Source organism: Rossellomorea vietnamensis NBRC 101237, from assembly GCF_001591825.1.
GTDB classification, from domain to species: domain Bacteria; phylum Bacillota; class Bacilli; order Bacillales; family Bacillaceae_B; genus Rossellomorea; species Rossellomorea vietnamensis.
The window spans coordinates 1-15,132 of the sequence record NZ_BCVQ01000024.1; the positions used below are offsets into that span (position 1 = coordinate 1).

The following is a 15,132-nucleotide window of genomic DNA, read 5'->3' on the forward strand; positions in this document are numbered from 1 at the left end:
GACTTCCTCCCCGAGGAAAGCAAGTGCCTGGAGCGGAAAGGAACGGTCCCGTTAACATACATCATCATTACGCACTTTTTATTAAGCTTGTTTTATTTATCTCAAAATTCTTAAACTACAGGATTTTAGGGAGGAAAGTCCGAAATTATACGAACATAAATATAATTACCTATATAAACGTTCGTGTTTTGATTGACTTTCGGTTTTAGTGTTGATAAAATGAGTTTGTTTGATAAAAGAGGGAATACTAATTCCCGTCGGAGGTGCTTAATATGTCTTCAGTAGTAGTAGTAGGAACGCAATGGGGAGACGAAGGAAAAGGAAAGATCACTGACTTCCTTTCTGAACATGCAGAAGTAATCGCGCGTTACCAAGGTGGGAACAACGCGGGTCATACGATTAAGTTTGACGGTGAAACATATAAATTACACTTAATTCCATCAGGTATTTTCTATAACGAAAAAACATCCGTAATCGGAAATGGGATGGTTGTCGATCCTAAGGCTCTTGTAAAAGAGTTGAAGTATCTTCACGATCGCGATGTGACAACAGACAACCTTAGAATCAGCAATCGCGCACACGTGATTCTTCCATATCACTTAAAACTGGATGAAATTGATGAAGAACGTAAAGGTGCCAACAAAATCGGTACAACGAAAAAAGGAATCGGTCCTGCATATATGGATAAAGCAGCACGTGTCGGTATCCGTATCGCAGATCTTCTGGATCGTCAATCGTTTGAAGAAAAACTTGCTCGTAACCTGGAAGAGAAAAACCGCCTTTTCGAAAAGTTCTATGAAACAGAAGGCTTCAATATTGAAGACATCCTGGATGAGTACTATGAGTATGGTCAACAGATCAAGCACTATGTTGTCGATACATCTGTTGTCTTGAATGATGCCATTGATAACGGTCGTCGCGTTCTATTCGAAGGAGCTCAAGGGGTTATGCTTGATATCGATCAAGGTACATATCCGTTTGTTACATCTTCAAACCCGGTAGCTGGTGGAGTGACGATCGGTTCCGGAGTCGGCCCAACAAAAATCAATCACGTAGTCGGTGTTTCAAAAGCATATACTACACGTGTGGGAGACGGTCCTTTCCCTACAGAATTAAATAACGAAATCGGAGATCAAATCCGTGAAGTCGGCCGCGAGTACGGTACAACGACTGGACGCCCCCGCCGTGTCGGCTGGTTCGACAGCGTGGTCGTGCGTCACGCTCGCCGTGTCAGCGGGTTAACGGATCTTTCATTGAATTCAATCGACGTTCTGACAGGGATCGAAACATTGAAAATCTGTGTTGCTTACAAATACAAAGGGGAAGTCATGGAAGAATTCCCGGCTAACCTGAACATCCTGGCTGAATGTGAGCCTGTGTATGAAGAGCTTCCAGGCTGGACGGAAGACATCACTGGATGCAAGACGCTGACGGATCTTCCTGAAAACGCACGTCACTACTTAGAGCGCGTTTCCCAATTGACAGGAATTCCGCTTTCCATCTTCTCAGTCGGTCCTGACCGTTCTCAAACGAATGTGGTTCGCAGCGTGTGGAGCCCGAATTAATAAATGAAAAACTCTCAGCCTTCTAACCAGGCTGAGAGTTTTTTATTGTGTCAATTGTTCGTACACACGATCATGACAGACAACATACAATGTATCTTCCGGATGGAGTTCCTGATTCATGGCATTGCTGAAATCCATATTGTCATTTACGGCAAGAAGGATGGCTCCTTTTTCAAGCAGTTCCTCAGATGCCTGCTTGACGGTCTTCCAGGTATCCTTCACGCTGAATTCGTGTATATTGTTGCCGTATCGTTTACTCAAGAGCTGTCTGAACAGGGTAGTCGTTCCAGGATGCAGGGTAGCTTTCGCCATCAGAAGTGAGACTGAATCATTGGAAAGGATGAAATCCTCTACGGCGATATGCTGGAATTTCGGAATATGACGATCCTCCGATACTTCCACGATTGTATGGACTTCTCGCTGATGGGTTTTGGATAATCCTTCGACAGCTGAAGCGATTAATAAAGTCTTCCCATCTACAAGGGAAGGGTCCTCGATTTTAGAATCAGAGAAAATGGCGACCCGCTTCGCTTCAAAGATATTGGCCTTCAATAACACATTTTCATCTGATGGATCCCCCTGGATGAAATGGACCTGCTCATGCTCGATCGGAGTGATGGGAAGCATGTCGATGAGGACGATTTCAGCATCGGGCACATGTGCAAGGATCTCTTCAATTGCTCTTTCCGTCTTTTTGGACCAGTTGATGTAAATATAATGATCTTCATATGTATACACTAGCTTTCCCTCCCTTTTGAATTTCTGAAACGTGGTGATTGAATCGACGGTTTTACTGATCAATACCCCGATAATCCCAATCCCGAAGATAAAGAGGAAGATTCCAAGCATCCGCCCTCCAACCGAAACGGGAAAATAATCTCCATACCCGACCGTCGTCAACGTCGTCATCGTCCACCAGAATCCGTCAAACAGCGATGGAAATGTCTCAGGTTCCAAAAAATGACTGCCAAAGGTTCCAATCAGGACGATTATCAGTGATAATAGAAAAATGAAACCGAAGTCCATCTTCGTGATCTGCTTCCAAATCCTTTGGAAAATAATCATACATACCTTCCTTTCTGAAAAATCATAGTTCAATCATACCAATGAACTTCTGGAAAATGAAACCTTTTCCTTACTGGTTCGTATAGTTTAAAGAAATCATTGTAGGAGGATGCCAGGAAATGAAAGAACCGATATTAGAGTATCGATTGAGAAAAGGAAACGACGCCTTCGAGCCCATTTATCACTACCCCGATATTGAGCTTGAACAGATTCTCGCAAGAAGGGAATGTGAGTTCTTCGTAAAGGAAGGGGTCACTTACCGGCAGCTTTCTTCTTCTATAGAAGGCAACGTATTCGTCATTTATGTGGAAACCTATGAGGAAGAACCGTTGAATGACCCTTTGTTTCCACCGGAACGATTGGTACTTGAAATTCGTGAGCTCAATCACCGGAAAAATAATCCTATCCTGAAAATAGAACATCATGATTATCATCTTGATATTCTAAGCGTCATCGGTTCTGTTTATTATTATATAGACGGAGTTGAATGGGAACGCGACTCTGCTGAAATAGATGAGGATCGCTATGTATATCTTCTATATGTAAATGCAACGGGATATAAGCTGGAGGAGGAAAGTAGATGAACAAAACAAAAAAAATGATGGCGGGTGTGGCCGCCTCGGTCATGGCAATATCGGTGAGCGGCTGCGGGAACCAGGACCTCCCGCCGGAACCGACGGATGTAGATTGTGACGATTGGGATTGGGATGACGACAGCGGTACGTATTATTGTGATGATGATCGATCTTCCCATTACGGCCATTATTTTTATGGAGGAAGATATTATAAAAATAAATCTGGGCTGAAAAGCTCACCAAGCTATAAATCTTATTCTAAAAGCTACAAATCAGGAATTGGAAGTGGCTCTAAAGGTGGATTTGGAGGGTAATATGCCAATCTCTCACCAAGCGAAAAGAAGAGGATTTTACAATGGCATCCCGGAGTTCTGGCACGATTTATATGATATGGAATACTCCTTATTGGATATCCATCTGATACCCAGAAACACCATCATGGCGATTCAAGAAGCATCGAAGCGTGTCTACGCCATTTTTGATAAGACGGCAGATCTTCTTCGGGAGCTGGATGATGGAACCCTTCTCGAACTGGGGTACCCTGAAGAATCCCTCTCATATATAAAATGTAAGTCCGTCCCTCAAGAATGTATCATTGGGAGATTTGATTTCGTCGTATCTAATGGAGATATGAAACTATTAGAATTTAATAGTGATACGCCAACTTTCATCAAAGAGCTTTATCATGTGAATGAAAAGGTCTGTGAGTACTTCGATTATGCGAATCCGAATGAAGGGATGGAAGAACAATTATCCAAAGAGTTGAAAAGGGCTCTTTTATCGTCCTGGAAGTCACTTCAAAGGGAAGGAGACGCAAAGATCGTGTTCACCTCCCATGCCGATCACGAAGAAGACTACCTGACAACGAAGTATATACAGGATCTCTCGGGCGTACCTTCAGAGTATGTGAGCCTTGATCAGTTGCAAATACGCAACGATGGGCTTTTTACACCGGATGGGGAGAGAATCGATGTATTATATCGTCAAACGTATCCGATCGAGCATCTCGTCGAGGATGAGGATCCCCTGACGAACGATAAAGTCGGACAGGAACTGATGCAACTGGTGTTGGATAAGAAATTGGCTGTCTTGAATCCGCCATCTGCTTTTCTACTTCAATCAAAAGGGGTGCAGGCACTCATTTGGGGGCTTCATGAAGAAGGAAGCACCTTTTTTACAAAGGAAGAACATCAGTGGATTGAGCGCTACTTCCTTCCAACGTACCTTGACCCTGAAACGTTTGAGGAATGTGGAATGACGTACGTACAAAAACCTGTATTTGGTCGTGAAGGAGATACAGTCAAAATACTGGAAGCGACGGGTAAGGTGCTCCTGGAAGACAAAAACGAAACGTATAAACAGACTCTGCCTGTCTATCAACAATTCTGCCCCCTTCCTGTCTCGGTGATCACAACGGATGAAGGGGAAAAGGAAGCAAGCCTGATGGTCGGAAGCTTCATCATAAATGGCAATCCCGGCGCAATCGGAATCAGAGCCGGAAATGCCATCACTGATAACGAATCATACTTTCTGCCTGTAGGAATACAGGAGAGATAAAAAGGAGAGAATCATATGCAAATCATAACAAGTGAAGCCTTACTCAGCTTTCTGGCCCACGTCGGAACCGGCCTTGGACTCATGATCCTCGGCATCACCGTCTTCGCCTTCACTACTAAGTTCTCAGAAGCGAAGTTAATCAAAGAAGGAAACATTGCGGTAGCCTTGAAGCTATGGGGAAAAGCCATCGGACTCGCCATCGTCATCTACACCGTGTGGGCAAACAGCCTTAATTTACTTGATGCGTTCATCTGGGGTCTGATCGGAATTGCGACCCAGGTCATTGCCTACTGGATCATAGAGTTTGTCCTGACTCCACGCACAAATCTTGCTAAGAAAGTGGAAGAAGGAAACATCGCCATCGGATTCAGCCTATTCTCCGCATCGATCGTTGTGGGATTGGTTGTGGCGGCTAGTTTGACTTATTGATTTTGTTTAAAACGGAGATCTGCTGCTTTGGTGGCGGGTCTTTTTTTGTGGAGGGGGATGGCGTCCATTTTAACGAATTACATTCCCAAAAATCATCGGTTTGACCAAATTATTCCCCCAGAAATAATTTTCGACAAAAAAACCAAAAAAACTGTTGCCCTCGACAATCATACTGTGATAATATTAATTTCGTTGTCACGAAAGAGGCTTTGATCAAGCCTTCGATTCGTGTTTATATATACTTAGAGAGCCATTAGCTCAGTTGGTAGAGCATCTGACTTTTAATCAGAGGGTCGAAGGTTCGAATCCTTCATGGCTCACCATTTTTTAAGGCCCATTGGTCAAGCGGTTAAGACACCGCCCTTTCACGGCGGTAACACGGGTTCGAATCCCGTATGGGTCATTTTTATTTCCTTGATGATAGATTGCTGGTTTAGTAAGCAATCCTATGTGGAAATAGAATACATATTTTTCGCAAGAGAAAAGTAATGAAACCTATTTTGCTAACGCAAAACAATGAAAGTTATTTTGACTATCGTCAAAAAACTCTGGTCCGGTAGTTCAGTTGGTTAGAATGCCTGCCTGTCACGCAGGAGGTCGCGGGTTCGAGTCCCGTCCGGACCGCCATTTACATATCTGATATTCATGAAATGGAAAAGGGTTTCGATAAGCGAGAAGGTCGAGGAAGCGATCGAAGGAACACTGGAGCGTATTTTACATACGTGAGGATGTGACTGAGTGAGCTGACGAAGAGATTCGAAGCTTAGCGGAAGCCGAAAACTATTTGGCTCAGTAGCTCAGTTGGTAGAGCAATGGACTGAAAATCCATGTGTCGGCGGTTCGATTCCGTCCTGAGCCATCACACAAAAAGTACTGCGACGACTTAGACTCTCGTAGTACTTTTTTATTATGCCTCTTGTAATATTCATGTAACATAAAACAACAAAAATCCTCTAATTTCTACCAACGCTATTTCAATTGAAAATCCATCCTTAGACCCATATCATTCCCAGTATGACGCGGATCATCGCCCAAAAGTCGAAACTATATTTTCAGATAAATTATACAGTTATATTACAATCATGATTCTGCGTCCCGGTTTTCGTCGAATTATGGTAAATTAGTAAAGTAGCAATTTTATAGAATTCGACTAAATTAGGCTTAATGAACTACCGTTAACTGGGATTTTTGCTTTAGTTTATAGGAGGCAAGTCAATGAGTTTTGGAGAGAAGTTTTCACCCGTTTTAGACAAATACAAAAAATTTAATATTCGACATAGATCAAGTCAATTAGTGAAGAGAGTAGGGATTACCACACTTGCTCTAACCACTTTAACCTTTTCTTCTGCTGCCGCTACGGGGTCTGAAGAAGATTTGCAAACCATCTATCATGTGTACATGGATAGTGAGTATGTAGGTGCCGTTACAAGTCAGGACGAAGTAAAGGCGGTATTAGAGGAGAAGCTTGAGAAGGCTCAGAAGGAATACAGTGATTACCAGGTTGATTTTGATCATGAAGTAACATACATACCTGAAAATGTATTTGAAGCTGTCAAAACCAACAATCAACAAGTCATTGAAGACGTAAATAATTCTGTAGCAATCGAAGCAAATGGATTTGCCTTGGTTGTCGATAACAAGCCGGTTGCGTATGTGAAAGACGAAAAGGCGGCTGAAGAAGCTTTAAAAGCCTTTAAGCTTAACTATGTTTCCGATGAAGAGCTGGCTGAATTAGAGGCAAGAAAAAAGGACTCTTCAACCACTTCTTTACCCGCTTTAAAAGAAAATGAAACTCGTTTGTTAGAAGTTTCTTTCAAAGAGAATGTAGACGTTAAAAAGGCGCAGGTGAAGCCTGAAGATATGATGTCCCCTGAAGAAGCGGCTGATTTTCTTAAAAAAGGTGCGTTAGAAGAGAAGAAATACAAGGTCCAAGAAGGCGATTCCCTTAGTACGATTGCCGAAGATCATCAACTGACGACCGGTACTTTACTCAAGTTGAATGAAGGCTTGAAAGAGGACGACGCACTTAAGGTGGGGGCAGAGTTAAACGTTACTGTATACGAGCCGCTTGTTCACGTACTCGTTAAGAAGGAAGCAAATAAGATTGAAAAGATTGCTTACGATAAAGAAGTAGAAGAAGACTCTTCTATGAATAAGGGCGATACGAAAGTGAAGCAAGAGGGTCAGGATGGTGAGAAATCCGTTACCTTCGAAACAACAGAGGTAAATGGTTCTCAAATCTCTAAAAATGTAAAAGAAGAAAAGAAATTAAAAGATCCGGTGAAATATATCGTGGTTAAAGGGACAAAAGCCATTCCTTCACGAGGATCGGGAAGTTTTGCATGGCCGACGAATGGCGGATATATTTCTTCCAAGCAAGGCCAGCGATGGGGTAAAATGCATAAGGGCATCGACATCGCCCGTCCAAGTGACCGTACCATCAAATCCGTTGATAACGGAAGAGTCGTATCAGCAGGCTGGGACGATGGCGGTTATGGAAATAAGGTCATCATTGATCATGGAAATGGATATAGAACTCTTTATGCTCATTTAGACTCCATCTCTGTTTCTGCCGGACAAACGGTTGAAAGAGGACAGAAGCTAGGTATCATGGGAGAAACGGGTGAAGCAACAGGTGTTCATCTTCATATTGAAATTTTCAAAAATGGATCATTGATTAATCCACTGGATGTACTGTAATTTTATAGAGGGAATCAAGCAAGGGACTGACACAATCATTTTATTTGTCAGTCCCCTTTGTTATATTTAGATTATAGTCAACAAGCATTGAAATAAAGGGTATGATAGAGTTAAAGATGAATTAATATGGAGAAAGTGATAAATTTAAAGGAAGAATCCTATACTAATCACAACTTTATATGATCCATTACTTTTTTCTAAAGGAGATCAATTGATATGGAAAAGAAGATATTAGTCGTTGACGATGAGAAACCAATTGCAGATATATTACAGTTTAATTTGAAGAAAGAAGGATATGAGGTTCATTGCGCATATGATGGCGATGAAGCGGTGAAGATGGCGGAAGAAATTAAACCGGATCTTGTCCTTCTTGATATCATGCTTCCGAATCGTGATGGAATGGAAGTGTGCCGTGAAATCAGGAAGAAGTATGAAATGCCGATCATCATGCTGACAGCGAAAGACTCTGAAATCGATAAAGTATTGGGATTGGAGCTTGGGGCGGATGATTATGTGACCAAACCGTTCAGTACACGTGAATTGATTGCCAGGGTGAAAGCCAACCTGCGACGCCACCAGCACGGGGCGCAGCAAGCTATCGAGGATGAGAACAATGAAATCACCGTCGGATCCTTAACGATCCATCCGGATGCCTACGTTGTTTCAAAACGGGGAGATACAATCGAATTGACGCACCGTGAGTTCGAACTCCTTCATTACTTGGCGAAACATATCGGACAGGTCATGACCCGTGAGCATTTACTTCAAACAGTGTGGGGTTATGATTACTACGGGGATGTACGTACAGTCGATGTTACTGTCAGACGTCTTCGCGAGAAAATTGAAGATAACCCAAGTCACCCTACCTGGATCGTAACACGTAGAGGAGTAGGTTATTACTTACGAAATCCTGAACAGGAGTAATATGTAATGAAGAAAGTTGGCTTAACCCGTTCGATTCATTTGAAATTTGTTCTGATCTACGTTCTGCTCATCCTTCTCGCCATGCAAATCATCGGGGTTTATTTTGTGCGGGAATTGGAGCAGAAGCTGGTGGAGAACTTTAAAACCTCTATTACCAATAGAGTGAACTTATTAGAATATACCGTAAAAGAAGCCATGTTGAAAAAAAGGACCGAGGACGATCCCACCCTTCAGGAGGATATATACAGGATATTGGATGATAGCAGTAAAACGTCCGATATAGCTGAAATCAGGGTCATCAATAGCCGAGCCAGGATTGAGGGGACTTCTGATCCCAATAATCAAGGTCTGGTCGGTCAGATCAGTGCGGAAAAAGAGGTTAAAAAAGCCCTTGCTCTCGGATTTGGTGACGACGATATCTACCTTGATGATAAGACAAAGGACCGGATATGGGTATACACCAAACCGATTGAGTCGAACAACGAAGTCATCGGGACCATCTATATCGCCGGGGAAATCGAAACGGTCTATGATCAAATGAGTGAAATCAATAAGATCTTCACGAATGGAACCATTATTGCACTAGCGATAACGGCTGTTTTGGGTGTCCTTTTGGCCCAAACCGTTACCAGGCCCATATCGGATATGAGAAAACAGGCCTTAGCCATGGCAAAAGGTAACTTCTCGAGGAAGGTAAAGGTCTACGGATACGATGAAATCGGTCAGTTGGCCATTACGTTTAATAATCTGACGAAGCGTCTTCAAGAAGCCCAGGCAACGACTGAGGGGGAGAGAAGGAAGCTTTCTTCAGTGCTGTCTTATATGACGGATGGCGTCATTGCGACTGATCGAAAAGGGCGGGTCATTCTCATTAATGATCCTGCTGCTGACATGCTGGATGTTTCACGTGAAACAGTCGTTTCCCAACCGATCGTTTCGTTGTTGGGACTGGATGAGGAGTACACATTCGATGACTTATCGAATGAGCAGGACTCTATCATTTTGGATTACAGTACAAAGGATAAACCGTATATATTACGCGCGAACTTCTCTATTATCCAAAAAGAGACGGGCTTCGTGAATGGTCTTATAGCAGTCTTGCATGATATTACGGAACAAGAGAAGATAGATTTAGAGAGACGGGAATTTGTCGCCAACGTTTCCCACGAGCTCAGAACTCCTTTGACGACGATGAGGAGCTATCTGGAGGCACTGGCAGAAGGAGCATGGGAGGATAAAGAAATAGCCCCCCAATTTCTTGACGTGACCCAGAACGAGACTGAGCGGATGATCCGGCTCGTCAATGACCTCCTTCAGTTATCAAAAATGGATAGCAAAGACTATCGTTTTAATAAAGATTGGGTGGACTTCATCCTGTTTTTCCATAAAATCATCGATCGTTTTGAAATGACGAAAAATGTAAATGTAACCTTTAACCGCTTCTTGCCGGATAAAGCGATGTTCGTAGAAATTGATCAGGACAAGATCACTCAAGTGTTGGATAATATCATTTCCAACGCATTAAAGTATTCACCAGAAGGCGGCACTATTACATTTACGGTGAAAGAAAAGGATGGATTCATTGAGATCAGCGTATCCGATCAGGGATTAGGGATTCCGAAAGATAATCTGGAGAAGATTTTTGAACGTTTCTATCGCGTAGACAAGGCCCGTACGAGACAAATGGGCGGTACTGGATTAGGCCTTGCCATTGCGAAAGAAATGATATCAGCACACGGTGGCGATGTGTGGGCGAAGAGTAAAGAAGGTAAAGGGACGACAATCGTATTTACCCTCCCATATGATTCCACACAAGAGGATGATTGGTCATGAATTATGAAAAAATAAAATCGATAGTCTTAACCGTACTTGTTTGCATAAGTGTCTTCCTTACCTTTAATCTTTGGACCTATTCACCAGGTTACGATACGATCAACAGTGATGGTGCTTATGATGTTTCTGTCGGGGAAAAGCTCAAGGATAACGAGTTGAACACCCACCTTATTAGACCTTACAAGCTCTTTTATCATGGAAGAAACAAGACAGTCGGTACTACAAACCAGACCGAAATGAATAAAGTGACCGAACAGCTGGGAAAGTGGTCCCTGTTTGAAATTAAAAATGTATCAAACGAGTATAGTTTTCAAGAAATCAATACTCTTATTCAGGGTGAAGATAAGTTTGAACTGGTGTTTCCCGACATCGTCCCCTTATCTGTCTTCAGCCAAGGTTTGAATTTGGAGGACAAAAATGTTTCCACGGCTTCGTTTAATCGAATTATCATTGATTTGCACAACGCAAATGGTGATTCCGGCTCCATTTTCTTTATTACAGTAAGTGACGATAAAGAGGAGAAGGCTGTGTATGAATGTCAGGTGAGCCTTGCCAGTCTCGATTCGTTTAAACGGAATTTCGTGCAAAGAGCATTATATAACAGCGCTTATCGTCAATATGTGGAACAACCGATAAATGATAAGAAAACCATTTTTCTACCCAAAGATGCCGAGGACTATGTCAGTTATTATTACTACACTGAATTAAGTTCCCTTGAAGAATATAAACAGGCGCTATTCAGTGATCCCAATAGTGTAAATATGGGCTCAGTCGATGATCTTGTGACGTTTATGGACGTTTCCTCCATATTGACGGTGGATAAGAACCACAATACCTTCTCGTTCGTTAATCCTTCTGAGGATAAGGATGATGGCTCCTCACCTGCCATGCTCGTACAAAAGAGCATGGAGTTCGTTAACGATCATGGTGGTTGGACAGATGATTATCAGCTCTTTTCCATCAGCCCTTATGAAAATAAAATCGTTTATCGTCTTTTTCTGCAAAACCACCCTGTCTTCAACGATAACGGGATGGCTGAAGTCTCCCAAACATGGGGTCAGAACGGTATCAATAAATATAGTCGGCCTTACTTTAAACTAGATTTCTCGTTTAAAGATACGGCTGAAGTCCTGTTACCATCAGGTTCCTCCGTCATCTATGCTTTGAATCAAGTGGATTCGATCGACCTTGATTATGTAGAGGATATTGCCGTTGGATACAAAATGACCAGAGACCCAAATGAAAGCAGAAAACTGAATTTCGAACCCTCCTGGTATTATAAATACGATGGTAATTGGTTGAGATTATCCGTCGATGATAAGGAGGGACTATAAAATGGATTGGAGTAAAACGAAAAGCATTTTCATCATTGTTTTTCTCGTATTAGATATCTTTTTGATGTCCCTTTTTATAAATAAAGTCTCAGAAAGCAACCCGGAAACACTTAGTCAGGCTACTTTTGAGGAAAAATTAAAGGCGGACAAAATTAAATATCCAAAAACGTTATCCCAGGATCCAACGGAAGAAAAATATATACAGGCTAAATCAAAGAAATTTAAGGATGAAGATATCAGTATCTTAAAGGACCAAGACGTTACCGTTATTAACGAAAGTACGATTCATTCAACGTTAGATGAACCTGTTTCATTAGATAAGGATTTTTCACCGGATGATTTAAATGACTTCATGGAGAACAAGGTCATTGATGGCGATAAGTACAGCTTCTGGGATTACAACACGGAAGAACAGACGATCACGTATTATCAGACGTATCGGGGAAGGCAGTTATTCAATAATACAAATGGAAAGATCGTCCTTACAGTCAATAATGATAATAAAATTGTATCGTATAAACAGTCCATGCTTGAGGATCTGAGTGAGTTTGGGGAAGATAAATCCATCATTCCTTCCTTTGTAGCATTGCAGGGCCTTTATACGAATCAAAAAATCAGTCCGGATAGTGTCGTTCACAAACCGAAATTGGGGTATTGGACGTTCTTGTCAGAGGAATCCCAGGTCCTTGCACCAACCTGGCACTTTGTCGTGGAATCAGGGGATGAAGAAGAAGATTTATTTATCAATGCCGTAGAAGGACAGATAGTAGAGGTCACCAAACCGGAAAAAGAAACATTGGAGTGAGAGATATGACGATGCATTTTAGTGTACTTGCTAGCGGCAGTACGGGAAATGCCATATTTGTTGAATCGGAGGAGCATTCCTTTCTTGTAGATGCCGGATTGAGCGGCAAGCAGATGGAAGGATTGTTCAGTCAGATTGACCGGAAGATTGAAGATTTGTCGGGGATTCTGGTCACCCATGAGCATAGTGATCACATTAAGGGGATCGGTGTATTGGCGAGGAAGTACAAGCTGCCGATCTATGCGAATGATAAGACGTGGAACGCCATGGACGGTCTTGTGGGGAAGATTGATACAGAGCAGAAGTTTTCTTTTGATATGGAAACGGCCAAGCATTTCGGGGGACTAAGCATCGAGTCATTCGGTGTATCACATGATGCTGCAGAACCGATGTTTTATATTTTCCATCATGGGGAGAAGAAGCTTGTTCTTGTCACCGATACGGGGTATGTAAGCGATCGGATGAAAGGGATCCTCTCGAATGCCGATGCCTATGTATTTGAAAGCAATCACGATGTAGGGATGCTCAGGATGTGCCGTTATCCATGGAATATCAAACGCCGGATCCTGAGTGATTACGGCCATGTATCCAACGAAGACGCGGCCATTGCCATGAGTGAAGTGATGGGTGATAACACCAAGGGGATTTACCTGGCTCATTTAAGCCTTGATAACAATATGAAAGATCTCGCAAGAATGAGTGTCACCCAAACACTCGAATCAAAGGGAATCCTGGTAGGAGAACAAATCGATCTATTTGATACGGACCCTAAAGTACCAACGCCTTTAGTTGCGATTTAAACCGATTCAAATGTTTATGATTTCTCTTATAAAGGTATGAAAAAGGTGAGGGCTTCTGTCTTCGCCTTTTTTGTTTACATAAATAGTAACCTAATAAATTTCTTACCATCTTTTCATCATTTTTTAATTTAATCTGACTATAATCGGGCTTGTAAAGATAAAATAACAAAAGGAATAGCTGTTAGAAAGGATGAAGACGCATGGGATATTATGATGGTGATCATAATTCTGAAGGCAGGACTGGCAGGCAAAAGGGAAATCGGGGAGGAATGTTCCTGGCGGGGCTATTGGGAGTAATCCTTGGGGCGATCCTTGTAATCGTAGCCATTCCTCAACTGACGAACTTTGATATATTACCTTATTCGGTCCAACCGGATCAAGATTTGAAAGAAACCGATCAGACGTATCATAATGGAACCACCAAGAATGTGTCGGTCAATGTGACGACGGATGTGACGAAAGCCGTTGAAAAGACCGGGGATTCCGTGGTCGGAATCACCAATATCCAATCCCAGAGCTTCTGGGGTCAGGGTGGTGGTCAGACCCAGGACCAACAGGCAGGAACGGGATCAGGGGTCATGTATAAAAAAGAAGGAAAAACGGTCTATATCGTGACGAATAATCACGTTGTGGAAGGGGCTGACCAATTGGAGGTCACCCTCGCAGACGGTACAAAGGTTCCGGCTAAACTCCGTGGTACTGACGTTTGGACAGACCTTGCCGTCATTGAAATCGATGGAAGTAAAATCAAGAATGACGATATTGCCGAGTTTGGTAATTCGGATGAGCTGAAAGCGGGAGAGCCTGTCATCGCCATCGGGAACCCCCTTGGACTTCAATTCTCAGGTTCCGTGACACAGGGTGTCGTTTCAGGTGTGGAGAGAACGATTCCTGTCGACATCAATCAGGACGGGATGGAGGATTGGAACGCAGAGGTTCTGCAAACCGATGCAGCCATCAACCCTGGTAACAGCGGTGGAGCCCTCATAAATATTTCAGGTCAGCTGGTCGGTATCAACTCCATGAAGATCGCACAGGAAGCGGTGGAAGGAATCGGACTTGCGATTCCAATCAATTCTGCTCGACCTATCATTGAAGACCTTGAGCAATATGGTGAAGTGAAGCGTCCTGCAATGGGTGTGACCCTTGAAGACGTGAATCAGATCTCTGCTTATCATCAGCAGGAAACATTAAAACTGCCGAAGGATATCAATTATGGTGTCATGATTAGACAAACCGTTCCGAATTCACCTGCTGCTCAAGCTGGGTTGCAAGAGCTTGATGTCATCACAGAGCTAGACGGTGAGAAGGTCCAGAATGTAATTGACTTGAGGAAGCATCTATATAATAAAAAAGAAGTGAACGATCAAATGAAAGTCACCTTCTACAGAGATGGCAAAAAGAAAGAAGTCACGATGAAACTGACGGATGAATCCCGATTATAGAATGTGGATAAAGTGAAAAGCAGGAAGGCAATGCGCCCTTTCCTGCTTTTTCTTTACATGATATGATGATTGTGGATAAGTATATAAACTACATTTAGGG

General features: G+C 42.6%; 13 protein-coding genes and 4 tRNA genes. 16 read left to right on the forward strand and 1 reads right to left on the reverse strand.

Annotated features, from left to right (window positions below):
- The first annotated feature begins 272 nt into the window (after nt 1–272).
- Nucleotides 273–1,565 carry an adenylosuccinate synthase gene (locus BVI01S_RS13050; protein WP_061810501.1) on the forward strand — a complete coding sequence of 431 codons (1,293 nt, stop codon included), beginning with the start codon at nt 273–275 and terminating at the stop codon, nt 1,563–1,565.
- A gap of 42 nt (nt 1,566–1,607) precedes the next feature.
- Here the strand turns inward: BVI01S_RS13050 and BVI01S_RS13055 are convergent, their stop codons facing one another.
- Nucleotides 1,608–2,630 carry a potassium channel family protein gene (locus BVI01S_RS13055; protein WP_061810502.1) on the reverse strand — a complete coding sequence of 341 codons (1,023 nt, stop codon included), beginning with the start codon at nt 2,628–2,630 and terminating at the stop codon, nt 1,608–1,610.
- Nucleotides 2,631–2,749: 119 nt separating this feature from the next.
- Here BVI01S_RS13055 and BVI01S_RS13060 point away from each other — a divergent pair, with 119 nt between their 5' ends.
- The 15 genes from BVI01S_RS13060 to BVI01S_RS13130 all read left to right on the forward strand — a co-directional run bounded on the left by BVI01S_RS13060 (nt 2,750) and on the right by BVI01S_RS13130 (nt 15,032).
- Nucleotides 2,750–3,214 (forward strand): hypothetical protein, encoded by a 465-nt coding sequence (locus tag BVI01S_RS13060; RefSeq protein ID WP_061810503.1) that lies wholly within the window; start codon nt 2,750–2,752, stop codon nt 3,212–3,214.
- Nucleotides 3,211–3,519, forward strand: a complete 309-nt coding sequence (locus BVI01S_RS13065) for a hypothetical protein (protein ID WP_061810504.1) — start codon at nt 3,211–3,213, stop codon at nt 3,517–3,519. Before BVI01S_RS13060 ends, BVI01S_RS13065 begins: the two co-directional genes overlap by 4 nt.
- 1 nt (nt 3,520) lies before the next feature.
- Nucleotides 3,521–4,762 carry a glutathionylspermidine synthase family protein gene (locus tag BVI01S_RS13070; protein WP_061810506.1) on the forward strand — a complete coding sequence of 414 codons (1,242 nt, stop codon included), beginning with the start codon at nt 3,521–3,523 and terminating at the stop codon, nt 4,760–4,762.
- A 15-nt stretch (nt 4,763–4,777) separates the two neighbouring features.
- The gene (locus tag BVI01S_RS13075) at nt 4,778–5,191 is read left to right on the forward strand and encodes a DUF350 domain-containing protein (protein WP_061810507.1); all 414 of its coding nucleotides are present in this window, start codon (nt 4,778–4,780) and stop codon (nt 5,189–5,191) included.
- A 247-nt stretch (nt 5,192–5,438) separates the two neighbouring features.
- Nucleotides 5,439–5,514: transfer RNA gene (locus BVI01S_RS13080), tRNA-Lys, on the forward strand.
- A gap of 8 nt (nt 5,515–5,522) precedes the next feature.
- Nucleotides 5,523–5,594, forward strand: a tRNA-Glu gene (locus BVI01S_RS13085).
- Nucleotides 5,595–5,741: 147 nt separating this feature from the next.
- A tRNA-Asp gene (locus BVI01S_RS13090) sits at nt 5,742–5,818 on the forward strand.
- A gap of 159 nt (nt 5,819–5,977) precedes the next feature.
- Nucleotides 5,978–6,050: transfer RNA gene (locus BVI01S_RS13095), tRNA-Phe, on the forward strand.
- Between the two features lie 356 nt (nt 6,051–6,406).
- Nucleotides 6,407–7,891, forward strand: a complete 1,485-nt coding sequence (locus BVI01S_RS13100) for a M23 family metallopeptidase (protein ID WP_061810509.1) — start codon at nt 6,407–6,409, stop codon at nt 7,889–7,891.
- A 216-nt stretch (nt 7,892–8,107) separates the two neighbouring features.
- Nucleotides 8,108–8,815 carry a response regulator YycF gene (yycF, locus tag BVI01S_RS13105; protein WP_061810510.1) on the forward strand — a complete coding sequence of 236 codons (708 nt, stop codon included), beginning with the start codon at nt 8,108–8,110 and terminating at the stop codon, nt 8,813–8,815.
- Nucleotides 8,816–8,821: 6 nt separating this feature from the next.
- Nucleotides 8,822–10,648, forward strand: coding sequence for a cell wall metabolism sensor histidine kinase WalK (gene walK / locus BVI01S_RS13110; protein WP_034764813.1), 1,827 nt, complete (start codon nt 8,822–8,824; stop codon nt 10,646–10,648).
- A complete protein-coding gene (locus tag BVI01S_RS13115) occupies nt 10,645–11,982 on the forward strand; it encodes a YycH family regulatory protein (RefSeq protein WP_034764814.1) in 1,338 nt (445 codons plus the stop codon). Before walK ends, BVI01S_RS13115 begins: the two co-directional genes overlap by 4 nt.
- A 1-nt stretch (nt 11,983) precedes the next feature.
- Nucleotides 11,984–12,787, forward strand: coding sequence for a two-component system regulatory protein YycI (locus BVI01S_RS13120; RefSeq protein WP_061810511.1), 804 nt, complete (start codon nt 11,984–11,986; stop codon nt 12,785–12,787).
- A gap of 5 nt (nt 12,788–12,792) precedes the next feature.
- Nucleotides 12,793–13,587 carry an MBL fold metallo-hydrolase gene (locus BVI01S_RS13125; RefSeq protein ID WP_061810512.1) on the forward strand — a complete coding sequence of 265 codons (795 nt, stop codon included), beginning with the start codon at nt 12,793–12,795 and terminating at the stop codon, nt 13,585–13,587.
- 200 nt (nt 13,588–13,787) lie between these two features.
- Nucleotides 13,788–15,032 carry a S1C family serine protease gene (locus BVI01S_RS13130; protein ID WP_061810514.1) on the forward strand — a complete coding sequence of 415 codons (1,245 nt, stop codon included), beginning with the start codon at nt 13,788–13,790 and terminating at the stop codon, nt 15,030–15,032.
- The last annotated feature ends 100 nt before the right edge of the window (nt 15,033–15,132 follow it).